Below are 21,518 nucleotides of genomic sequence, written 5' to 3'. Positions count from 1 at the left end.
GCCCGTCATTCCGGGCTGTCGCAGTGCCGGCGCCGAAGCGGTCCGCACGGGCGTCCGCCCAAGCGGTCGGTTGCCCAATTCAGATCGGCGCATCGACCGCAGGGGGCGGTCGGGTATCCGGCGCGCACTCTGGTGCGTCTCGTCCGCGCCGGTGTTGAGAAAGGTCAAACCGACGCGGCTCAGCTCGTCTTGTGGCGCTCGTCCTTCACCCGCACCGCCTTGCCCTGGGAGCGCGGCACCTCGCCGGGCAGCATGGCGGCGACGCGGCAGCTGATCCCGATGGTCGACTTGATGCGGTGCTGGACGTCGCGGGCGATGCGGGCGCGGGCCGCGTCGTCGCGTGGTGCGTCCGGCGCGATCTCGACCTCGACCGCCATCTGATCGAGCGCCTGCTCGCGTGTCAGCACGATCTGATAATGCGGCGCGATGCCGGGCAGGCCGACCAGCACCGACTCGACCTGCGACGGATACACGTTGATGCCGCGGATGATCATCATGTCGTCGTCGCGGCCGGTGACCCGCATGATCCGCACATGAGAACGGCCGCAGGCGCACGGCGCGTCGGTCAGGCGGGTGATGTCGCGGGTGCGGTAGCGCACCATCGGCAGTGCGACCTTCGAGAGCGTCGTGATCACGAGCTCGCCGGTCTCGCCGAGCGGCAGCGGCTCGAGTGTCTTGGGATCGACCACCTCGAACAGGAAATGATCCTCCCAGCCATGCAGGCCGGCCTGCTCGGTGCACTCGCAGGCGACGCCCGGACCGAGAATCTCGGACAGCCCGTAGATGTCGATGGCCTGGAGGCCGAGCCGTGTCTGGAGCTCGTGGCGCATCGCCTCGCTCCACGGCTCGGCGCCGAACACGCCGACCCGCAGGGCGAGGGCGCCGCGCGGAATTCCGCTCGCCTCCGCCACCTCGGCGATGTTGAGCGCATAGGAGGGCGTGCAGCACAGGACGTTGGCGCTGAAGTCGCGCATCAGGGTCACCTGCCGCTCCGTCATGCCGCCGGAGACCGGGACCACCATGCAGCCCAGCGTTTCGGCCCCGTAATGGGCGCCGAGCCCGCCGGTGAACAGGCCGTATCCGTAGGCGATATGGACGATGTCGCGGCGCGTCACCCCGGCGCCGACCAGCGAGCGCGCCATCAGGTCGGCCCAGACCCGGATATCGGCCGCCGTGTAACCGACCACGATCGGCTTGCCGGTGGTGCCTGACGAGGCATGCACACGGACGATCTCGTCGCGCGGCACCGCGAACAGGTCGAACGGGTAGTTGTCGCGGAGGTCCGCCTTGCCGGTGAACGGGAAGTGGCGGATGTCGGCGAGAGTCTTCAGGTGGTCGGGCGTCACGCCGGTCTCGGTGAAGCGCCGGCGCATGTGGGGGACGTTGTCGTAGGCGTGCCGCAGCGTCTTCCTCAGGCGGGCGAGCTGGAGGTCGGCGAGATCGCGCCGCGGCATCGTCTCGGCTTGTGGATCGTAGAGCGGCGCCGTGGCGCGGCGGGCGGCCTGCCGATTCATGGTGGTCCCCTTCGGTCTTGTGCGCGCAGGCGTGGCCGGGCGTCGCCCGGACGTCGTCGCGCGCGGAGGTGAGCGAAAATCGGGGAGCCGGCCGCCGTCGACCCGGTCTGCACTGCGGAACTCATTGGACTCACAGAAACAATCAGGAAATCCGCGGTGGCTGCGAGGCTCTCGCGTGATAATCTTATTGCCATAGGGGATAGAGCGGCGCAGCGCAATTGCGCAACAGTCCGGACAAGGGCCGGCAGCGTTGCGTGCTGATCAGATCGGATCGGCGAGTCTGATGAGAAATAACGTCGTGTTATAATGCGTCGATGTCAGGCGCGGCGCGTCAGCCGCGCCGCCGTTTCTCCGGCGTGGTCTGGGACGGCGATGCCGCCAGCGCCGCGAGGACACGGGCCGGCGTCAGCGGCAGCTCGCGGATACGGGCGCCGGTCACCGCCGCGACCGCGTTGGCGATGGCGGCCGCCGTGGGGCCGAGTGCGGCTTCGCCGACACCGCGCGACGGCGCCTCTGGACGGTCGGTCAGCACGACGTTGACAGAGGGCACGTCGGGCATGGTGAGGATCGGGTAGTCGGCGAAGCTGCGGCTAGTGATGCCGGTCGCGTCGAAGCGCACCGCCTCGCGCAACGTCCAGCTCGTCGCCTGGATGACGCCACCCTCGATCTGTGCCGCGGCGCCATCCGGATTGACGATGGTGCCGGCATCGACCGCGATGACGACGCGCGCCACCCGCACGGCACCGCTGCGGCGGTCGACCGCGACCTCGGCGACCGCCGCCACATGGGCGCCGTCGTCGCGATAGCGGGCGAAGCCGATCCCCAGCCCCGGACGGTTGCCGCCGCGGCGCCCCGGCCATCCGGCGCGCCGCGCCGCTGCCTCCAGCACGGCTCGGGCATGCACATCCGACAGATGAGCGAGCCGGAAGGCCAGCGGGTCGGCGCCGGCCGCCCGCGCCAGCTCATCCATGAAGGATTCGCTGGCGAACACGTTGGCGAAGGCACCGAGCGAGCGCAGCGCCGAGACCCGCAGCGGCATGTCTAGAACCCGGTGCTCGACGATGCGCCGGCGCGGCAGATCATAGGGCGGCACGGCGTTGCGCTCGGCACCGCCCCCGGCCGTCGCCGGTGCGGTGCGCGGCGGGGCCGCCTCGGCGGTGCCGTCGAGCTGCCAGGCCGCCAGAAGGTTCGGCTCCTCCGCGTCGCCCGGCCGCATCGCGTGGGTGTTGCTCCACACCGTGTGCGACCAGGTGGCGATGCGGCCGTCGCGGCCGACGTGTCCGGCGAGATCGACCATCATGGCAGGCCCGAACGGCGACCACGCGAAGGTCTCGTCGCGCTCCCATTGCAGCCGCACCGGGCGGCCCGGCACGGCCCGCGCGAGGAGTGCGGCGTCGAGCGCCGCGTCGTCGGCGCCGTCTTGGCCGAAGCTGCCGCCGGTCTCGGCATGGATGCAGCGGATGTCGGAGGCCGGCATGTGCAGCGCCGCGCCCAGCGCCTCGCGCAGCGCGAACACGTCCTGCGACGCCGTCCACACGGTGAGAAAGCCGTCGTCGAACACCGCGACCGCGGCCGGCGGCGCGATGGCGGCGTGCGCCACATAGGGCTTGCGGTAGCTCGCCGTCAGCGCCACCGCGCCGGCTGGCGCCGCGGCGACGTCGCCGCCCCGCTGGTCGATCACATGGGTCTCGGCCGGGGCTGTGCGCAGGTGCTCCCACAGCCGGTCGGGCGCCGGCAGGGTGGTGCCGCCGGACCACACGGTGGCGCGCCGCAGTGCCGTGCGGGCCCGCACGGCCTGCTCCTCGCGCTCGGCGAGCACGCCGAGAAAGCTGCCGTCGCGCACCAGCACGACGATTCCGGGCAGATCCTTCACGGCGTCGGTGTCGACGGTGTCGAGCACCGCGCCGTAGCGCGGCGGCCGCACCACGCGGCCGTACAGCAGGCCGTTGGGCGCGATGTCCTGCACGAAGCGGGCGGCGCCCGTCACCTTGGCGGGCAGATCGCGGCGCGGCACCGCGGTGCCGACGATGCGCCGCTCCGCGGGGGGCTTGGGACGGACCGCCGGGGCATCGGCCCGGCGGGGCGCGGTGCTGCGGAGGTCGCCGTCGCTGGCGAGCGCCGCGTAATCGAGGCTGCGGCCGTCCGGCGCGGTGACGACGCCGTCGCGCACCGTCAGGCGATCGGCCGGAACGTCGAGCCGCTCGGCCGCGCGATCGATCAGGATGGCGCGCAGGGTGGCGCCGGCGCTGCGCAGCGCCGCCCCGGTCGTCTCGATGGAACGGCTGCCGGTGGTGGCGCCCTCGTTCGGCACCCGCTCGGTGTCGCCCGAGATCACCGTGACATGGTCGACCGGCAGGTCCAGCTCCTCGGCGGCGATCTGGGCGAGGGCGGTGAGCAGGCCGTGGCCCAGCTCGACCTTGCCGGTGAACAGCGTGGCGCGGCCGTCGGCGCCGATCCGCAGCCAAGCGTCGTGCGGCGGCGAGTCGGTCTGATCGGCGGCGATATCGTCGGCCACGACCGGGGCCGCGGCGGGCTCGGGCTCGGCCGCGATCGCCGGCGTGAGCATGAAGCCGACGACGAGGCCGCCGGCTCCGGCGAGGACGGCGCGGCGGGAGATCGGCGCGCGCATGTCAGGTCCTCCGCGGCGCGCGGCCGGCGCGCAGCACGGCACGGACGATCCGGTTGTGACTGCCGCAGCGGCACAGATGGTCGGCGAGGGCGGCGCGCACCTCGCTCTCGGTCGCCTTGGGATTGCGGTCGAACAGCGCCTTGGCGGCGACCAGCATGCCGCCGGTGCACCAGCCGCACTGGGCCGCCTGCTCGGTGAGCGCCGCCGCCTGCAAGGGATGCGGGTGCGCGGCGGTGCCGAGTCCTTCGATGGTGAGGATGCGGGCGTTCGTCAGCTCGCCCACCGGGGTGCGGCACGCCCGCAGGGGGCGTCCGTCGACCAGCACCGTGCAGGCGCCGCACTCGCCGGCGCCACAGCCGAACTTGGTGCCGGTGAGAGCGAAGTCGTTGCGCAGCACGTAGAGAAGCGGCGTGTCGGCCGCCGCCGCGGTCTCGCGGACGGTGCCGTTGACGTTGAGACGAAGAACCATCGTCGCGTGTGTCTCTCGAAACTCCGGGGCGGCGCAGCGGGCGCCGCAAAAAAATCCACGGGGCGACAATCGTCGCGCGCGCCCGGCAGGGTGCGTCGGGGGCCGCGTGGATGTTGCGTCGCCATGATGGCACCGCGGCGGCGCCGACGACAGCGTGTTTCGACGGATCGGACGCGGAGGGACTCAGCCCGAGTGCGGATTCAACGGGAGGCGACGGCGAGCCTTTGGCACAGCCGGGCCACCGCCTCGGCCAGCACGGCGCAGCCGAGCACGATGTCGGCGCTCGCGGTGTTCTCGGCGACGTTGTGGCTGATGCCGCCGATGCTGGGGACGAACAGCATGCCGGCCGGCACGATGCGGCCGAGCACCATGGCGTCGTGGCCGGCGCCGCTCGGCAGCCGCACCGGCGTCTCGCCATGGGCGGCCGCCGCCTCGGCCAGCACCGCCACCACATCGCCGGCCATCGCGGTCGGCGTCACCACGGTGGTGCGCTCGATCGACACGGCGACGCCGCCGCGTCCGGCCGCCGCCACCTCGGCCGCCAGCGCCGCCTCCATGCGGTCGAGCACGGCGACGTCGAGATCGCGCATCTCCACCGACATCTCGGCCTCGCCCGGCACCACATTGGCGGCGCCGGGACGGAACGCCATCGCGCCGATGGTCCACACGGTCTCCGGGCCGCCGAGGGCCGGGAAGCGGTCATGGACCCAGCCGGCAAGGCGCACCAGCGCGGCGCCGGCGTCGCGCCGCAGCGCCATCGGGGTGGTGCCGCCGTGATTGGCGGTGCCGGTGGCGACCACGCGGAAGCGCCGGATGCCGGTGATGCCGGTGACGACGCCGATGCGGCGGCCGGCGGTCTCCAGCCGCGGCCCCTGCTCGATATGGGCTTCGAGATAGGCGAGGTGGCGGGTGGGGTCGAGCCGCTGCGGCTCCGGGCCGTCCGCGAAGGCCGCCATGACGTCGGCGAGCGCGGTGCCGTCCTCGGCGCGGGCGGCGGCGATCTCGGCCGCGTCGAGGGTGCCGCAGAAGGCGCGGCTGCCGAGGAACGGCAGATAGGTGCCTTCCTCGTCCTGGAACGAGACGACGTCGACCCCGATCGCCCCACCCGCGGCGCCGGCGGCGCGCAGGCTGCGGGCGATCTCGATGGCGCAGATCACGCCGAGGGCGCCGTCCAGGCGGCCACCGCGCGGCACCGTGTCGGTGTGGGAGCCGAGCAGGACCGCATGCCGTGCCGTGGGATCGCGGCCGATCACGTTGCCGACCCGATCGATGGTCGCGTCCAGGCCGGCCTCGCGCATCCGCTCGGCGAGCCAGCGGCGGGCCGCCACGTCGGCGGCCGAGAAGGCGACGCGATCGACACCTGTTTCGCAGGCGCCGAAGCGGGCGAGCGCGTCGAGGTCGGCCAGCAGGCGGTCGCCGTCGATGGCGATCATGGGCGGGGGCTCCGGACGAAACATCGCGCCGCCGCCGCGAGGGCCGCGACGGCGCGACGAGAGGTGGGACGGAGCGACCCGGCGGGCCGGTCAGGTGGTCGTCGGAACGACGATCCGCCGATAGAGGTGCCAGGTCGCGTGACCCAGCACTGGTAGCACGATCACCAGGCCGAGGAACCCCGGCAGCGAGGCGACGATCAGCAGCAGCACGATGGTCGCCGCCCAGCCGATCATCGGCAGCGGGCTCGTCACCACGGCGCGCACGCTGGTGATCATGGCGGTGACGAAGTCGACGTCGCGGTCGAGCAGCAGCGGGAACGACACCACCGTCAGCGAGAACAGGACGAGCGACAGCGCCGCCCCGACCAGATGGCCGATCACCAGGAACAGCCAGCCCTCGGGCGTCGTCGTCACCACGAGCAGGAACTCTTGCAGCGACGAGAAGCTGCGCAGCCCGAGAAACAGCGCGATCAGCAGGCGGACCTGGTACATCCAGACGACGAACACGAACAGCGTGACGAACGCCATCCAGCCGAGCTCGCGGTGGCGCTGGGCCACGATGGTGCCGAGCACCGCTCGCCACGACAGCGGTGCGCCCGCCTCGCGTCGGCGACTGACCTCGTAGAGCCCGACCGCGACGAACGGGCCGAGCAGTGCGAAGCCGGCCGCCATCGGGTAGGCCAGATAGCCGACCCCGGCCGCGACCGTGAAGACGACGACCGCGAGCCCGCCCAGCGCATAGAGGGCGCCGAAGGCGAGACCGTAGAAGGGCGCCGCCTGAAAATCGCGGAGACCGGCGGCAACGGCTTCGGCGATGTCCCGCACGGCGACGGTGCGGATCTGCGGGTCGGCGCGGCGGACCGGCGCCACCGAATCGTTGGCGGCGGTCGGCACGGCGGTGGACAGTGGCGTGTCGGCGGTGGCGTGGTGCTGGCGGCTCATGGCGTCCCCCTTGGGCACGGGCGTTTCCTGGACACCAGCGTCGCGGCAATACCGGCGGCTGGCAAGCGCGACGGTGCCGCGGTCGATCACGCTCGCGCGAACTGCCGGCGCGTGGTTCTCGTTGCGGTGCAGCGAGATCGCGGGAGCGGAGCGCGCCCTAGCGGGAGAACCGTGCGGCCGGCGCCACGTTGTCGGGCAGGTGGGTGCCATGCCGCCGTCGGGCGGCTCGCCGGGGAGGGACGCTCTTGCACGATCGCGTGTCGACGCCACCACCGTCGCCGAAGCCGGCATCCGACCGTCACCGTCTCGGTGAGCCGCGGCCGCCGGCCGGGCCAGGCCGGCGCTTCGTGCGGTCGGCCATTCACTTCTTCTCGTATCACCTGTTCCTCAGGCGGTCGCGGCGTGTCGTCGAGGCGGCCGGGTTTCGCCTCGCCGTGCTGCCTACCGTGTTCGATCCGCGGCGTTTTCTCACCAGCGAGTTCTTCGCCGGCTTCATTGGCACGCTGGACCTGCGCGGCCGGGCGGTCGCCGATGTCTGCACCGGCTCCGGCATCCTGGCGCTCGCGGCGGCGCGCGCCGGCGCTGATCGGGTGGTCGCTCTCGACATCAATCCGCAGGCGGCACAGGCCGTGGCCGAGAACGCCGCCCGCAACGGGCTCGCCGACCGGGTGGTGACCGCCGCCTCCGATCTCCTGTCGGCGGTGGCGGCCCGGCCGCTGTTCGACGTGGTGATCGCCAGCCCGCCGTCGTTCCCGGGCGAGCCGCGTGACATCGCCGATCGGGCCTGGGTGGCGGGACCGGACTATCGCGACATCGCCGGCCTGTTCGAGCAGGCGGGCGAGCGGCTCAACCCGGACGGCTGCATGTACGTGCTCTTCTCCTCCGACTCGGACCTGCATCGGCTGGGCCGCCTCATCGCCGAGGCGGGATTCTCGGCGCGCTTGGTGGCGGAGCGCTCGATCGGGTTCGAGGTCTTTGTCGTCTACGAGTTGCGGCGGTGAGCTGCGCGCCGTCCCCGGCCGCGCCGTCGACACGGTCAAGTCCAAGACAATAAAACAGAAATCGATCCTGGCGGGTGCCCATTGCGGCCGGCGGCGTCACGCTTCCCAGCGCGCCGCCGACCCGATAGGGTCCGTGCCGCACCCCGGACCGCTTCGCCCGATCACCACGATGCCCATGACTGACCAATCCCCGCATCCGGCCGCCGGCTCGGCGCCGCCCCGACCGCCCGGTGCCGCTCCCCATGCGGGGAGCGCGCTGCCGCGGCTGATCGTGCCGCAACGGTTCGCGGATTCGCGCGGCTGGTTCTGCGAGACCTTCAACGCCCGCCGACTGGCCGCTCTCGGTCTCGCGGTGGACTTCGTCCAGGACAACGAGTCCTGGTCGGCCCGCCGCGGCACCGTGCGGGGCCTGCATCTCCAGGCGCCGCCGCACGCCCAGGCGAAGCTCGTGCGGGCGGTGCGCGGCCGCATCTACGACGTCGCGGTCGACGTGCGGCGCGGCTCGCCGACCTACGGCCGGTTCGTCGGCGCCGAGCTGTCGGCCGAGAACGGCCGCCAGCTCTTCGTGCCGGTCGGCTTCGCCCACGGCTTCTGCACCCTGGATGACGACGTCCTGGTCGCCTACAAGGTGTCGGGCTTCTACGACCGGGCGAGCGAGGGGGGCATCCGCTTCGACGATGCCGAGATCGGCATCCCGTGGCCGCTGCCGGAGGAGGGCGCCTGCGTGTCGGACAAGGACGCGCTGCTGCCGGCGCTGCGCGACTGGGTGAGCCCGTTCGATTACGATGGGGTGCCGCTGACGGCCCTCGACTCGGTCTGACACAAGGGGGGAGGGGGAGCCATGGGGACGCCGCGACGCATCCTGGTCACCGGCGGGGCCGGCTTCATCGGGTCGGCCGTGGTCCACCACCTCGTCGACGAGGTCGGGGCCGACGTCCTGGTGATCGACAAGCTCACCTATGCGGGCAATCTCGCCTCGCTCGGCGGCCTCGACGGTCGGCCGGGCTATCGCTTCGTCCAGGCCGACATCTGCGACGCGCCCCGCATGGCGACGCTGTTCACCGCCTTCGATCCCGACGCGGTGATGCACCTCGCCGCCGAGAGCCATGTCGACCGCTCGATCGACGGGCCGATGGCGTTCATCGAGACCAATGTGGTCGGCACCTGCACGCTGTTGCAGGCGGCGCTCGCCCACTGGCGCGCCCTGCCGACGGAGCGCGCCGCGGCGTTCCGCTTCCATCACGTCTCCACCGACGAGGTGTACGGCGCGCTCGGCGAGGACGGGCAATTCACCGAGACGACGCCCTACGATCCGCGCTCGCCCTACTCGGCCTCGAAGGCGGCCTCCGACCATCTGGTCAGCGCCTTCGGCCACACCTACGGGCTGCCGGTGATCATCAGCAACTGCTCCAACAACTACGGCCCGCGGCAGTTTCCCGAGAAGCTGATCCCGCTGATGATCATCAAGGGGCTCGCCGGCGAGCCGCTGCCGGTCTACGGCGAGGGCCGGAACGTCCGCGACTGGCTCTATGTCGAGGACCACGCCCGGGCGCTCGCCCTCATCCTCGCTCGCGGCCGGGTGGGCGAGACCTACAATGTCGGCGGCGCCGCCGAGCGGCGCAACATCGACGTGGTGCGGACGCTGTGCGCCGTGCTGGACGATCTGGCGCCGCGGCCGTCCGGCCGGCACGCCGACCTGATCGCCTTCGTGCGCGATCGCCCCGGCCACGACTATCGCTACGCCATCGACTTCTCCAAGCTGGAGCGCGAACTCGGCTGGCGCCCGCAGGAGTCGTTCGAATCCGGAATCGCCCGGACGGTGCAATGGTATCTCGACAACCGCGCCTGGTGGGAGCCGCTGGTGAGGACGCACGACGCCGCCGCGCGGCGCGGGCTTGCCGGCGTCGGCCGTTGAGCATGTCGAGGCGAGGATCACGGTCATGAACATTCTCCTTCTCGGCGGCAGCGGTCAGCTCGGCCGGGAGATCCTGCTGCAAACACCGCCCCGGGTGCGCGTCGCGGCGCCCGGCCGCGACGAGCTCGATCTCGCGGCGCCCGATGCCATCGAGGCGCTGATCGACTCGCAGCCCTTCGACGTGGTGATCAACGCCGCCGCCTACACGGCGGTCGATCGGGCCGAAGAGGAGCGCGACCGCGCCTTCGCCATCAACGCCGAGGCGCCGCGCCGCCTCGCCGCCGCGGCGGCCCGCGAGGGCGTCCCGGTGCTCCATGTCTCCACCGACTACGTGTTCGACGGCCGCAAGGGCGCGCCCTACCGGCCCGACGATCCGGTGGCGCCGCTCGGCGTCTACGGCGCCAGCAAGGAGGCGGGCGAGCAGGCGGTCCGCGCCGCCGGCGGCCGCGCCGTGATCCTGCGCACCGCCTGGCTGTACAGCCCGTTCGGCGCCAATTTCCTCAAGACCATGCTGCGGCTCGCCGGCGAGCGCGACACCCTGCGGGTGGTCGACGACCAGCGCGGCACGCCGACCGCGGCCGCCAGCCTCGCGGCCGCCTGCCTCGCCGTGGCGGTGCGCCTCGTCGCCGATCCGAACCAGCCGGGCGGCACCTTCCACTACACCGACGCCGGCGAGACCACCTGGTGCGGCTTCGCCCGGGCGATCTTCGAGACCGCCGGGTCGCGGCTCGCCCGTGTCCCGGCCGTCGCGGCGATCACCACGGCCGAGTACCCCACCCCGGCGCAGCGTCCCGCCGATTCGCGGCTCGACTGCACCGACACCCTCGCCCGCTTCGCCGTGGTGCAGCCCGACTGGCGGGCCACGCTCGCCACCACGGTCGAGCGGCTTCTGCGCAGGACCGACTCATGAAGGGCATCATCCTGGCCGGCGGCAGCGGCACCCGGCTCTATCCGGCGACGCTAGCGGTCAACAAGCAGCTCCTGCCGGTCTACGACAAGCCGATGATCTACTACCCGTTGTCGGTGCTGATGCTGGCCGGCATCCGGGACATCCTGCTGATCTCGACGCCCGAGCATCTCGGCTTCTACCAGCGGCTGCTCGGCGACGGCTCCACCTGGGGCATCCGGCTCGACTACGTGGTGCAGGACAAGCCGGTCGGTCTCGCCCACGCCTTCGTGCTCGGCCGCGACTTCGTCGGCGGCGACAAGGTGTGCCTCATCCTCGGCGACAACATCTTCTACGGCCACGGCCTATCGGCCGCGCTGGCGCAGGCCACGGCCTCGCCGGCGGGCGCCACCGTGTTCGGCTATTACGTGCGCGATCCTAGCCAGTACGGCGTCGTCGTCTTCGACGCGGCCGGGCGGCCGGTGGAGCTGATCGAGAAGCCCCAGACGTTCCGGTCCAACTGGGCGGTGACGGGCCTCTACTTCTACGACAACCGGGTGCTCGACATCGCCGCCGACCTGAAGCCGTCGCCGCGCGGCGAGCTGGAGATCACCGACGTCAACCGCCGCTACCTGGAGCTCGGCGCCCTCGAGGTGGTGAAGCTCGGCCGCGGCTATGCCTGGCTCGACACCGGCACCCACGACGCGCTGCTGGAAGCCTCCGAGTTCGTCCGCTCGATCCAGGCCCGCCAGGGCCTCCTGGTCGGCTGCCTGGAGGAGATCGCCTATCTCCAGGGCTTCATCGACGGCGACAGCGTGCTGCGAATCGCCGGCCGCTTCGACAAGACCTCCTACGGCGCCTATCTGCGTCGGCTGGTCGAGGAGGGGGTCTCCGCGACTCGTTAGAATTCGACCGATCCGCCGAAGACGAGGCTAACCCTCGCGCCCGAAACGACGTTTCGTACGGTGTTGCGCCCCGGCGGGGTGTGGCCGGATGGCCATGTCCTTTAAGAATTGAAGGCGACAATAAGCACAAACAGCGCTGGAACCTTGGCGGGGCATTCGCGTTCTTATACACGGCGCGAAGCGGACATCGGCGCGCCGTTCAACACGGGGGGAGCTCGTGACCGATACGACGTGTGACGTGCTGCGTGCGTGCGGCCGGCTGCGCGGAAGCGCGACGTTCGGCCATGGCGGTCTCGCCGGGCTCGCCCTCGGGGCGGCGCTGACGGTTCTCTCGGTCGGCACGGCCGATGCCTCGTACTACTATTATTACGGACATCCGAGCGCCTATGCGCCGGGCAGCGTCTACCTGCCGGCGACGCCGCGCCCCGCCGCCAAGAAGGCGCGCCGCCCGGCCGCCGACCAGCCGCAGGCCGGCAAGCCGAAGGGTGAGGCCGCGGCGCGGGCGCCGCGCGGGCCGCTGCTCGTCTCGGTGTCGCTCGGCGACCAGCGGGTGCGCGTGTTCGATGCCGGCGGCCAGGTCGCCGAGGCGCCGATCTCCAGCGGCACCAAGAGCCACCCGACCCTGACCGGCGTGTTCAGCATCATCCAGAAGAACCGCCACCACTTCTCGAATCTCTACGCCAACGCGCCGATGCCCTACATGCAGCGGCTGACCTGGTCGGGCACCGCCATGCACACCGGCGCGCTCCCCGGCTATCCGGCCTCGCACGGCTGCATCCGCATGCCGAACTCGTTCGCGTCGCATCTGTGGGGCATGACCAAGCTCGGCACCCGGGTGATCGTGGCGCGCAGCACGGTGACGCCGGTCGAGATCAGCCACCCGCAGCTCGCCCGCTTCGACCGCAAGCCGGATGCCGCGACCCCGGTGGTGACGCTGCCGGCCGCGCCGATCAAGACGGCGGCGGCCGAGCAGACCCTGTCGGATGCCCCGAAGCCGGCGATGCCGCTGGCCACTTCGACGTCCGGTGCGGGCGAGGCCGCGCCGGCCGCAATCCCCGCTCCGGCGGACGCGCCGGCCGCGGCGCCATCTGCCACGGCCCCGGCCGGGCCGCCGGCGCCGCTGGTGGAGTACGGGCCGCCGCTGCCGCAGAAGTCCGGCCCGATCTCGATCTTCGTCAGCAAGAAGGAAGGCAAGCTCTTCGTTCGCAAGAACTTCGAGCCGATCTACGAGACCCCGGTGACGATCTCCCAGCCGGACGCGGCGCTCGGCACCCATGTGTTCACCGCCATGGCGCTCGACGAGAACGGCCGCAGCCTGCGCTGGTCGGTGATGTCGCTGCCGGCCGAGCCGCGCGCCGAGCCGGTCGAGGGCCGCAAGGTCCGCGGCGCCGCCGCCAAGGCTGTGCCCGCGACGACGGCCGCCGGATCGACCGCCTCCGCCCGCGAGGCGCTCGAACGCATCGAGCTGCCCGCCGAGGTGGTGGAGCGCCTCGCCGAGATGATGGCGCCGGGCTCCTCGCTGATCGTCTCCGACAAGGGCCTCGGCCCGCAGACCGGACGCGGCACCGACTTCATCGTGCTGACCCGCTGACCATCGGTCGACCGCATTGATATCGTGACGTGAGACATGGCCGGGCCGAGCCCGGCCATGTCGCGTTTCGGGTGGGCGGCGTGCGGCGCCGCTCGCCCGCTCGTCCTACGCGGGCTCGACCCGCCCGCATCTGCCCAGGCGCGTCATACGCGGGCTCGACCCGCGTATCCATCATCAGAAACGAGACTCCCGCCAGGGGATGGATGGCCGGGTCACGGCCTGCGGCCGGCCCGGCCATGACGGAGAGAGCGGGTCAGCCGGGCCGAGCCTGGCCATGTTGCGTTTCTGAGCTTCGCCGTCCGGGTGGATTCGGGCTGGACGGCGCTGCTGCCGCCAGTTGGCGGCGGGTGGCCGCCCCGCCGCGCGCGCCGGCGGCGAGAATGACAAACACACGGTTGCTCGATCTCGTCCTCACGCCCTGTTCCGGGAAAAAACCCTGGCCGTCCGCGGTTCTGTGCGATAAGGAACCGCTTTCCGATCTGGCCGGACCGAGTTCGGATTCCGCGGTGCGACGTGCTCGCGCTGCGCGCAGGCCGTTCCTGCGATGCTCCTGCCCGGCCCGCACGGCGGCCCTCGCCGTGCCGTGATGGCCGCCGCCCTGGCGACCGTGGCTCCCGGATCGGCAAGGCGAGGTGGGCGGCATGCCTGAGGTCGCAGTCGCGCTGTGGTGCATCGCGGGCTTTCTCGGAGCGGGCGTCGTCGGCGCCGTCCTGGGGAACCGTCCGTTCGCCACGCCGCTCGTCTACGGGGCTTGCCTCGCGATCGCGCTGCTCGGCGTGCTGGTCGCTCTCGGGGTGCTGTTCGGCGGGGCTCCGGCCACGGCGTCGGTGCTGCCGGTGGGGCTGCCCGGCATCGGCGCCCATGTCCGCCTCGATCCGCTCGCCGCCTTCTTCATGCTGGTGGTCGATCTCGGCGCCGCCGCCGCGAGCCTCTACGCCATCGGCTACGGCCGCCACGCGGCCGAGCCGCGGCGGGTGCTGCCGTTCTACGGCACCTTCCTGGCCGGCATGAACCTGGTGGTGCTCGCCGCCGATGCCTTCACGTTCCTGCTCTCCTGGGAGTTCATGTCGCTGGCCTCGTGGGCGCTGGTGGTGTCCGATCATCGCAGCTCCGCCAGCCTGCGGGCCGGCTACGTCTATCTGTTGATGGCGGGCTTCGGCACCCTCTGCCTGCTGCTCGCCTTCGGCCTGCTCGCCGGGACCAGCGGCGACTTCACCTTCGCGCATCTGCGCACCGCCGGCGCGGGCGAGACCGCGACGGCGCTGGCCACCATGCTGGTGATCGTCGGCACCGGCTCCAAGGCCGGTCTGATGCCTCTGCATGTGTGGCTGCCGCTCGCTCATCCGGCCGCACCGAGCCACGTCTCGGCGCTGCTCAGCGGCGTGATGACCAAGGTCGGCATCTATGCCTTCATCCGCCTCGTGTTCGACGTGATCGGCGATTTCAGCCCGTGGGTGGGCTTGGTCGTCGTGATGTCGGGCGGCGGCACCGCGGTGCTCGGCGTGCTCTACGCGGTGATGCAGCGCGACCTGAAGCGGCTGCTCGCCTATTCGACGGTCGAGAATGTCGGCATCGTGTTCATCGGCCTCGGCCTGGCGCTCGCCTTCCGGGCCAACGGGCAGGGGCCGGCGGCCGCGCTGGCGATGACCGCGGCGCTGTTCCACGTCCTCAATCACGCGGCCTTCAAGAGCCTGTTGTTCTTCGGGGCCGGCGCGGTGCTGGCGGGGAGCGGCGAGCGCGACATGGAGAAGCTCGGCGGCCTCGTCCACCGTATGCCGCAGACCGCCGTGGTGTTCCTGCTCGGCTGCATGTCGATCGCGGCGCTGCCGCCGCTCAACGGCTTCGTCTCCGAGTGGCTGACCTTCCAAGCCATCCTGCTCAGCCCGCAGCTGCCGCAATGGGGGCTCAAGTTCGCGGTGCCGGCGGTCGGCGCCCTGCTGGCGCTGGCGGCGGCGCTCGCCGGCGCCTGCTTCGTCAAGGCGTTCGGGGTGGTGTTCCTGGGCCGGCCGCGCTCGCCCGCCGCCGCGACGGCGCACGAGATCGACGCCTTCGGGCTCACCGCCATGCTGACGCTCGCCTGGATCTGCCTCGCCGCCGGCACGCTGCCCGGCTTCGTCATCGATGCGCTCGCGCCGGTCACCCGTGATCTCACCGGCAGCGCGCTGCCGGCGCAGGCCAGCCTGCCATGGCTGTCGATCGTGCCGATCGCCGAGAGCCGCAGCTCCTACAACGGCCTCGTCGTCTTCTTCTTCCTCGTCGCCTCCGGCTCCTTCACGGCCATCGCGGTGCATCGTGTGGCGAGCCGGCGCACCCGCCGGGCGCCCGCCTGGGACTGCGGCTATCCGCTCGACAGCCCGCTCACCCAGTATTCGGGAGCGAGCTTCGCGATGCCGATCCGCCGCGTGTTCGCCACCGTCACCTTCGGGGTGCACGAGACCGTCGACATGCCGCGCCCCGGCGAGATGCGGCCGGCGCGCTTCCGCCTGCGGGTGCGCGATCCCGCCTGGCGGTTCTTCTACGGGCCGCTCGCGCGCGGCGTCGAGCGGGCCGCCCGCCGACTCAACCGGCTCCAGTTCCTGACCATTCGCCGCTATCTCGCGCTGGTGTTCGCGGCCCTGGTGGTCCTCATGCTGGTGGTGGCGGCATGGCGATGATGCTCGATCTCGCGCTCCAGCTCGTGCAGATCACCCTGTTGGTGGCGATCGCGCCGCTCATCGTCGGCATCACCCGCAAGGTGCGGGCACGGCTCCTGCGCCGGCGCGGGCCGCCGCTGCTGCAACCCTATCACGACCTGTGGAAGCAGATGCACAAGGAGGCGGTGGTCGCCGACAACGCCTCGTGGGTCTATCGCCGCGCTCCCTACATGGTGTTCGCAGCGACCTGGGTGGCGGCCGGTCTGGTGCCGACCTACGCGACCGGGCTGTTGTTCTCGTGGTCGGCCGACCTGATCGCCGTGGTGGCGCTGCTCGGCACCGCGCGCTTCGCCCTGGCGCTGGCCGCCATGGATGTCGGCACCGCCTTCGGGGGCCTCGGCGCCTCGCGCGAGATGATGATCGCGTCGCTGGCGGAGCCCGCGATGCTGCTGATCGCCTTCGCGGTCGCGCTGATCGCCGGCACCACCCAGCTCTCCGCCATCGCGGCCTTGTTCGCCACCGGGGATGTCGGGCTGCGGGTGTCGCTCGGCCTGGCGCTGCTCGCTCTCGTCATCGTCGGCATCGCCGAGAACGCCCGCATTCCGATCGACAATCCGTCGACGCATCTCGAGCTGACCATGGTGCACGAGGCGATGATCCTCGAATACTCGGGCCGCCATCTCGCCATGATCGAGGCCGCCTCGCACCTCAAGCTGGTGCTCTACTTCTCGCTGGTCGGCTGCCTTTTCGTGCCGTTCGGCATGGCGACCGGCGACAAGACGTTGCCGGCGCTCGCCATCGGGCTCGCCACCTTCGTGGCCAAGCTGGTCGTCTTCGCGGTGCTGCTGCCGATCGCCGAGACCACCGTCGCCAAGATGCGGGTGTTCCGCTATCCGGCCTTCATCGGCAGCGCCTTCGCGGCGGCGGCGCTCGCGGTGTTCCTGCGCTTCGTCTCGCGGGGGTTCTGATGTCGACGTTGTGGTTCGATATCGCGCATCTGTTCGCCGGCGGCGTGCTGGTGCTCAGCCTGGCGCTGCTCTACCAGGACCGCATCACCGCGGTGATCAACGTGTTCGCGCTCCAGGCAGTGGTGCTGTCGCTGTCGGTCGCCTGGCAGTCGGTGGTGCAGGGGGCGCCGCATCTCGTCGCCACCGCGGTGATCGCGCTGGTGGCCAAGGGCCTGATCATCCCGACCGCGCTACATCGCATCGTCCGCAAGCTCGATGTTCATCGCGAGGTCGAGCGGGCGATCGGCGGCGGACCGACCATGCTGGCCGGCCTCGGCCTGGTGGCGCTGTCGATCCTGCTGGTCGAGCCGGTGGTCGACACCGCCGACCCGGTGGCGCGCGAGGACTTCGCCTTCGCGCTCGCCGTGGTGCTGCTCGGCCTGCTGATGATGATCACGCGGCGCAACGCCGTCACCCAGGTGGTCGGCTTCATGTCGCTGGAGAACGGCCTGGTGCTCGCCGCCACCGGCGCCAAGGGCATGCCGCTGGTGGTCGAGGTGTCGGTCGCCTTCTCGGTGCTGATCGCCTTCATCGTCTTCGGGGTGTTCGTGTTCCGCATTCGCGAGCGCTTCGACACCGTCGACGTCAACGTGCTCGAACGCTTCCGCGGCGAGCGGCGGGAGCATCTGTGATGGGGAGCATCGCCGCCATCGCCATCGGCCCGTCCCTGGTCATGTCCGCGACGCGCGCCGACATGGCGACTCAGAGTTCGACGAGGATGCGATGACCGACCTCGTCGCCGCTCTGCCGCTGCCGCCGGTGGCGTTGGTTCTGCTGATCCCGGCGCTCGCGATTCCGGTGCTCGCCGTCATCTCCAACTATCGGCTCGGCGCCGGCCTCAACGTGCTCGCCTCCGGTCTCACGCTCGTGGCGGGGCTGATGCTGCTGGTCGCGCCGCGGGTGCGCGGCGATTTCCTGATCGTCGACGACTTCAACATCTTCCTCGTGGTCCTCACCGCCTTCGTCGGCTTCTCGACCAGCGTGTACAGCGCCAGCTATATCGGCCACGAGCTCGACATCGGCCGGCTGACGCCGGTGTTCCTGCGCTTCTACCACGCCATGTACCAAGCCATGATGGGCGCCATGAATCTGGCGCTCGTCTCCAACAATATCGGCCTGATGTGGGTGGGGCTGGAGGTGGCCACGCTCGCCACCGTGATGATGGTCGGGCTCTACCGTACCCCGGAGGCCATCGAGGCGGCGTGGAAGTACTTCATCCTCGGCAGCGTCGGCATCGGGCTGGCCTTCTTCGGCACCATCCTGATCTACATGGTGTCGTCGAGCGTCATCGGCGGCGGCGTTCCGGCGATGGCGTGGGACCAGATTCTCGTCAACGCCGCCAAGCTGGAGCCGCGACTCCTGTCGCTCGCCTTCGTGTTCCTCCTGGTCGGCTACGGCACCAAGGTCGGGCTGGCTCCGTTCCACGCCTGGCTGCCGGACGCCCATGCCGAAGGCCCGACGCCGATCTCGGCGGTGCTGTCGGGCCTCCTGCTCAACGTCGCGCTCTATGCGCTGCTGCGCTTCAAGATGGTGCTGGCCGGCAATGCCGGGGCGATCGACGTCGGCGCCATCATGATGACGCTCGGGCTGGTCAGTGTGCTGTTCGCCGCCCTGATGCTGTACCGGCGGCGCGACATCAAGCGGCTGTTCGCCTACTCGTCGATCGAGCACATGGGCATCGCCACCTTCGCGTTCGGCATCGGCGGGCCGCTCGCCAACTTCGCCGGCCTCTTGCACATGAGCATGCATTCGCTGGTCAAGTCGGCGATCTTCTTTGCGGTCGGCCACATCGCCCAGGCCAAGGGCACCCAGCGTCTCGCCGATCTCGGCGGCCTCTCGGCGACCCATCCGATGCTGGCGGTCGGCTTCGCGCTCGGCGTCGTGGCGATCGTCGGGCTGCCGCCGTTCGGCGTGTTCACCAGCGAGTTCCTGCTGATCTCCATCGCCTTCACGCACCAGCCGATCCTCACCGTGATCCTGGTCGTCGGCCTGCTGGTCGCGCTCGGGGCGCTCCTCTTGCGCCTCCAGCAGGTGGTGTTCGGCGAGCCGCGCGGAAAGGCCGATCCGGTGGAGGCGTCCTACGTGCCGCTGTTCGTCCATCTCGCGCTGGCGCTGGTCGCCGGCCTGTGGCTGCCGGAGGCGCTGGTGCGCTGGTTCCGCAGCGTCGCCTCGCTGCTCGGGTGATCGCGATGCGTCAGGATCGGGTTTCCGCTCTGCTCGCCGACGTTCCTGCCGGACCACTTCGTCCGTGGCCGCGTCACGAGGTCGACGCCGCCGTCTTCGCCACCATCGCCGAGGCGCTCGGCGCCGGCGAGCGCGAGCTTCTCGCCCTGTGGGGCGAGCCCGGACTGGTCCACATGGCGATCCGCATGGTCGGCGAGATGCCGTGCGTGATCTCCACCGCGGTGGTCGATGGCCGCTTCCCGTCGGTCGGCCGCTGGCATCCGCCGGCGATCCGGCCGGAGCGGGCGATCCGCGACCTGTTCGGCTACGAGCCCGAGGGGGCGCCCGACGTCCGGCCGTGGCTCGACCACGGGGCGTGGGACCGTGCGGCCCCGCTCGGTGCGGCCGGCCCGGCGGTGCGGCGCGATCCGGCCGACTACGAGATGCTGCCGGTGATCGGCGAGGCGCTGCATCAGATCCCCGTCGGCCCGGTGCATGCCGGCATCATTGAGCCCGGCCATTTCCGGTTCACCGCCAATGGCGAAACGGTGGTGCGGCTGGAGGAGCGCCTCGGCTACGTCCACAAGGGGATCGACGCGCTCACCACCGATGTGCCGATCGCCCGCGCCGCCGAGCGGGTGGCGCGCCTCTCCGGCGATTCCACCGTGGCGGCGAGCTTCGCGTTCGCGCGTGCCGTCGAGGCGGCGCTCGACATCGCGGTTCCGCCGCGCGCCGCCGCCATCCGCGGCGTGATGGCCGAGCTGGAGCGGCTCGCCAACCATTTCGGCGATGTCGGCGCCATCTGCAACGACGCCGCCTTCGCGATCGTGCTGGCCCATTGCGGCATTTTCCGCGAGCGCATCCTGGCGCTCTCCGCCGCCGTGTTCGGCCACCGCCTGATGATGGACACGATCGTGCCGGGCGGTGTCGCCGCCAACATCACGGCCGAGGCCGCCCGCATGATCGTCGCCACGCTCGATGCGCTGCTGCCGGCCTTCGACGAGATCGTCCGTCTCTACGAGGACACGCCGTCGATCCAGGATCGCACCTGTGGCACCGGCCATCTCGCCGCCGACCTCGCGGTGCGCTTCGCGGCCGGCGGGCCGGTCGGGCGCGCCTCGGCGCGCGACTTCGACGCGCGGCGCGATCTCGCCTATCCGCCCTACGAGGGTCGCGCCTTCGACGTGCCGGTGTTCACCGCCGGTGACGTCGACGCCCGCATCCGGGTGCGCATCGGGGAGATCGCCGCCTCGGCGACGCTGATCCGGGCGCTGCTGGCGACCATGCCGGAGGGGCCGATCCTGGCGCCGGTGCCCGAGGCGGTGGCCCCGTGCGAGGGCATCGCGGTCACCGAGGCGTTCCGCGGCGATCTGCTGGTGTGGGTGCGGCTCGCAGCGGGAGGACGGGTGGCGCGCTGCCATGTGCGCGACGCCTCGTGGTTCCAGTGGCCGCTGCTGGAAGCCGCCATCGAGGGCAACATCGTGGCCGACTTCCCGCTGTGCAACAAGTCGTTCAACTGCTCCTACTCGGGACACGACCTGTGATACGAGATCCGGCTGATCAATTCGGTCGTCATTCCGGAAGCCGCGAAGCGGCTGTCCGGAATCCAGCCGAGAGCTTGGAGTTTGCCGCTGGATGTCGTGTTTCGCTGGGTTCCGGGTTCGCGACGCCCGGACGGCGCGAAGCGCCGATCCGGGTGCCCGCGCCCCGGAACGACGGCGAACTGATCACCGGAAACAGTATGAGGACGGCGGCGATGCCCGGAGGCCGCTTCCTCGCGACGAGGCCCTCATGCGCACGCTGATCCTGAAGTCGCTGTTCGCCAGGCCCGTCACCGTGCCGGCGCCGGACCCTGCGACCGCCGCGCTGGAGGAGGTCGGCCGTGCCCTGGAGGCGCGAGTGCGCCGCGTCTACGGTCGCTCGCTGGCGATCCGCGAGGTCGATGCCGGCTCCTGCAACGGCTGCGAGCTGGAGATCCACGCGCTCAACAACGCCGTCTACGATTGCGAGCGCTTCGGCCTGCGCTTCGTCGCCTCGCCGCGCCATGCCGACGTGCTGATGGTGACCGGGCCGGTCACCCGCAACATGAAGGTGGCGCTGGAGCGCACCTATGCGGCGACGCCCGATCCCAAGTGGGTGGTGGCGGTAGGCGATTGCGGCGCCGGCTGCGGCGTGTTCGAGGGCAGCTACGCGGTGGTCGGTGCGGTCGACAAGGTGATTCCGGTCGATCTCACGATCCGCGGCTGCCCGCCACGCCCGATCGACCTGTTGCAGGGGCTCGTGGCGCTGATCGACCAGGCCGCTAAGGCCCGTCCGGGCGCGGAGACCATTCGCGCCCGCTGAGGGGAGGCGGCGGCCAAACTCTCGTCGAGGTTGAGGCTTGCGACCAAAGTTCTACCAAAACGGTCATTTCTACTGATGGACAGCGGC

17 protein-coding genes are annotated in these 21,518 nt (G+C 71.3%); 12 read left to right on the top strand and 5 right to left on the bottom strand.

Going from position 1 to position 21,518, the window contains the following annotated elements; all coding sequences use genetic code 11:
- Window positions 1-179: 179 nt before the first annotated feature.
- The 5 genes from ACFQUV_RS00385 to ACFQUV_RS00365 form a co-directional block, all read right to left on the bottom strand.
- Entirely contained in the window at window positions 180-1,514 is a 1,335-nt protein-coding gene (locus ACFQUV_RS00385; RefSeq protein ID WP_129608497.1) for a phenylacetate--CoA ligase family protein, read from the bottom strand.
- Window positions 1,515-1,845: 331 nt separating this feature from the next.
- The gene (locus ACFQUV_RS00380) at window positions 1,846-4,143 is read right to left on the bottom strand and encodes a molybdopterin cofactor-binding domain-containing protein (protein WP_129608496.1); all 2,298 of its coding nucleotides are present in this window, start codon (window positions 4,141-4,143) and stop codon (window positions 1,846-1,848) included.
- Between the two features lies 1 nt (window position 4,144).
- On the bottom strand, window positions 4,145-4,612 hold the full coding sequence (locus ACFQUV_RS00375) for a (2Fe-2S)-binding protein (RefSeq protein ID WP_129608495.1): 468 nt from the start codon (window positions 4,610-4,612) through the stop codon (window positions 4,145-4,147).
- Window positions 4,613-4,812: 200 nt separating this feature from the next.
- Entirely contained in the window at window positions 4,813-6,045 is a 1,233-nt protein-coding gene (locus ACFQUV_RS00370) for a M20 family metallo-hydrolase (protein WP_129608494.1), read from the bottom strand.
- A 90-nt stretch (window positions 6,046-6,135) separates the two neighbouring features.
- Window positions 6,136-7,005 (bottom strand): DUF2189 domain-containing protein, encoded by an 870-nt coding sequence (locus ACFQUV_RS00365; protein WP_371851696.1) that lies wholly within the window; start codon window positions 7,003-7,005, stop codon window positions 6,136-6,138.
- Between the two features lie 329 nt (window positions 7,006-7,334).
- Here ACFQUV_RS00365 and ACFQUV_RS00360 point away from each other — a divergent pair, with 329 nt between their 5' ends.
- The 12 genes from ACFQUV_RS00360 to ACFQUV_RS00305 all read left to right on the top strand — a co-directional run bounded on the left by ACFQUV_RS00360 (window position 7,335) and on the right by ACFQUV_RS00305 (window position 21,431).
- Complete coding sequence (locus ACFQUV_RS00360; protein WP_207211424.1) at window positions 7,335-7,988, top strand: 50S ribosomal protein L11 methyltransferase; 654 nt, start codon at window positions 7,335-7,337, stop codon at window positions 7,986-7,988.
- Between the two features lie 175 nt (window positions 7,989-8,163).
- Window positions 8,164-8,808 (top strand): dTDP-4-dehydrorhamnose 3,5-epimerase, encoded by a 645-nt coding sequence (gene rfbC / locus ACFQUV_RS00355; RefSeq protein ID WP_207211423.1) that lies wholly within the window; start codon window positions 8,164-8,166, stop codon window positions 8,806-8,808.
- 21 nt (window positions 8,809-8,829) lie between these two features.
- Window positions 8,830-9,903: a dTDP-glucose 4,6-dehydratase gene (rfbB, locus tag ACFQUV_RS00350; protein ID WP_129608492.1), complete on the top strand. Its 1,074-nt coding sequence runs from the start codon at window positions 8,830-8,832 to the stop codon at window positions 9,901-9,903.
- Window positions 9,904-9,928: 25 nt separating this feature from the next.
- Window positions 9,929-10,813 (top strand): dTDP-4-dehydrorhamnose reductase, encoded by an 885-nt coding sequence (gene rfbD / locus ACFQUV_RS00345; protein WP_129608491.1) that lies wholly within the window; start codon window positions 9,929-9,931, stop codon window positions 10,811-10,813.
- The gene (rfbA, locus tag ACFQUV_RS00340; RefSeq protein ID WP_129608490.1) at window positions 10,810-11,694 is read left to right on the top strand and encodes a glucose-1-phosphate thymidylyltransferase RfbA; all 885 of its coding nucleotides are present in this window, start codon (window positions 10,810-10,812) and stop codon (window positions 11,692-11,694) included. Before rfbD ends, rfbA begins: the two co-directional genes overlap by 4 nt.
- A 217-nt stretch (window positions 11,695-11,911) precedes the next feature.
- Window positions 11,912-13,285: a L,D-transpeptidase gene (locus ACFQUV_RS00335; protein WP_155478463.1), complete on the top strand. Its 1,374-nt coding sequence runs from the start codon at window positions 11,912-11,914 to the stop codon at window positions 13,283-13,285.
- A gap of 641 nt (window positions 13,286-13,926) precedes the next feature.
- Entirely contained in the window at window positions 13,927-15,939 is a 2,013-nt protein-coding gene (hyfB, locus tag ACFQUV_RS00330) for a hydrogenase 4 subunit B (protein ID WP_129608488.1), read from the top strand.
- Complete coding sequence (locus tag ACFQUV_RS00325; RefSeq protein WP_129608487.1) at window positions 15,930-16,886, top strand: respiratory chain complex I subunit 1 family protein; 957 nt, start codon at window positions 15,930-15,932, stop codon at window positions 16,884-16,886. Before hyfB ends, ACFQUV_RS00325 begins: the two co-directional genes overlap by 10 nt.
- A complete protein-coding gene (locus ACFQUV_RS00320) occupies window positions 16,886-17,557 on the top strand; it encodes a hydrogenase-4 component E (RefSeq protein ID WP_111385080.1) in 672 nt (223 codons plus the stop codon). The genes ACFQUV_RS00325 and ACFQUV_RS00320 overlap by 1 nt, the downstream gene beginning before the upstream one ends.
- A gap of 91 nt (window positions 17,558-17,648) precedes the next feature.
- A complete protein-coding gene (locus ACFQUV_RS00315; protein WP_129608486.1) occupies window positions 17,649-19,109 on the top strand; it encodes a hydrogenase 4 subunit F in 1,461 nt (486 codons plus the stop codon).
- A gap of 5 nt (window positions 19,110-19,114) precedes the next feature.
- Window positions 19,115-20,632 (top strand): NADH-quinone oxidoreductase subunit C, encoded by a 1,518-nt coding sequence (locus ACFQUV_RS00310; RefSeq protein WP_129608485.1) that lies wholly within the window; start codon window positions 19,115-19,117, stop codon window positions 20,630-20,632.
- 247 nt (window positions 20,633-20,879) lie between these two features.
- Window positions 20,880-21,431, top strand: coding sequence for an NADH-quinone oxidoreductase subunit B family protein (locus ACFQUV_RS00305; protein ID WP_129608484.1), 552 nt, complete (start codon window positions 20,880-20,882; stop codon window positions 21,429-21,431).
- Window positions 21,432-21,518 lie beyond the last annotated feature (87 nt).

This window comes from Rhodoplanes sp. P11 (genome assembly GCF_964266735.1).
In the GTDB taxonomy this organism is placed as follows: domain Bacteria; phylum Pseudomonadota; class Alphaproteobacteria; order Rhizobiales; family Xanthobacteraceae; genus Rhodoplanes; species Rhodoplanes serenus.
The sequence above is the reverse complement of the archived record's forward strand: the minus strand, read 5'-3'. Positions and strand labels throughout refer to the sequence as shown.

Bases quoted from the DNA above. Each gene is read 5' to 3' on its own strand.
- ACFQUV_RS00385 (WP_129608497.1), bottom strand. From the start codon at position 1,514: ATGAATCGGCAGGCCGCCCGCCGCGCCACGGCGCCGCTCTACGATCCA.
- ACFQUV_RS00380 (WP_129608496.1), bottom strand. From the start codon at position 4,143: ATGCGCGCGCCGATCTCCCGCCGCGCCGTCCTCGCCGGAGCCGGCGGC.
- ACFQUV_RS00375 (WP_129608495.1), bottom strand. From the start codon at position 4,612: ATGGTTCTTCGTCTCAACGTCAACGGCACCGTCCGCGAGACCGCGGCG.
- ACFQUV_RS00370 (WP_129608494.1), bottom strand. From the start codon at position 6,045: ATGATCGCCATCGACGGCGACCGCCTGCTGGCCGACCTCGACGCGCTC.
- rfbC (WP_207211423.1), top strand. From the start codon at position 8,164: ATGACTGACCAATCCCCGCATCCGGCCGCCGGCTCGGCGCCGCCCCGA.
- rfbB (WP_129608492.1), top strand. From the start codon at position 8,830: ATGGGGACGCCGCGACGCATCCTGGTCACCGGCGGGGCCGGCTTCATC.
- rfbD (WP_129608491.1), top strand. From the start codon at position 9,929: ATGAACATTCTCCTTCTCGGCGGCAGCGGTCAGCTCGGCCGGGAGATC.
- rfbA (WP_129608490.1), top strand. From the start codon at position 10,810: ATGAAGGGCATCATCCTGGCCGGCGGCAGCGGCACCCGGCTCTATCCG.
- hyfB (WP_129608488.1), top strand. From the start codon at position 13,927: ATGCCTGAGGTCGCAGTCGCGCTGTGGTGCATCGCGGGCTTTCTCGGA.
- ACFQUV_RS00325 (WP_129608487.1), top strand. From the start codon at position 15,930: ATGGCGATGATGCTCGATCTCGCGCTCCAGCTCGTGCAGATCACCCTG.
- ACFQUV_RS00320 (WP_111385080.1), top strand. From the start codon at position 16,886: ATGTCGACGTTGTGGTTCGATATCGCGCATCTGTTCGCCGGCGGCGTG.
- ACFQUV_RS00315 (WP_129608486.1), top strand. From the start codon at position 17,649: ATGACCGACCTCGTCGCCGCTCTGCCGCTGCCGCCGGTGGCGTTGGTT.
- ACFQUV_RS00310 (WP_129608485.1), top strand. From the start codon at position 19,115: ATGCGTCAGGATCGGGTTTCCGCTCTGCTCGCCGACGTTCCTGCCGGA.
- ACFQUV_RS00305 (WP_129608484.1), top strand. From the start codon at position 20,880: ATGCGCACGCTGATCCTGAAGTCGCTGTTCGCCAGGCCCGTCACCGTG.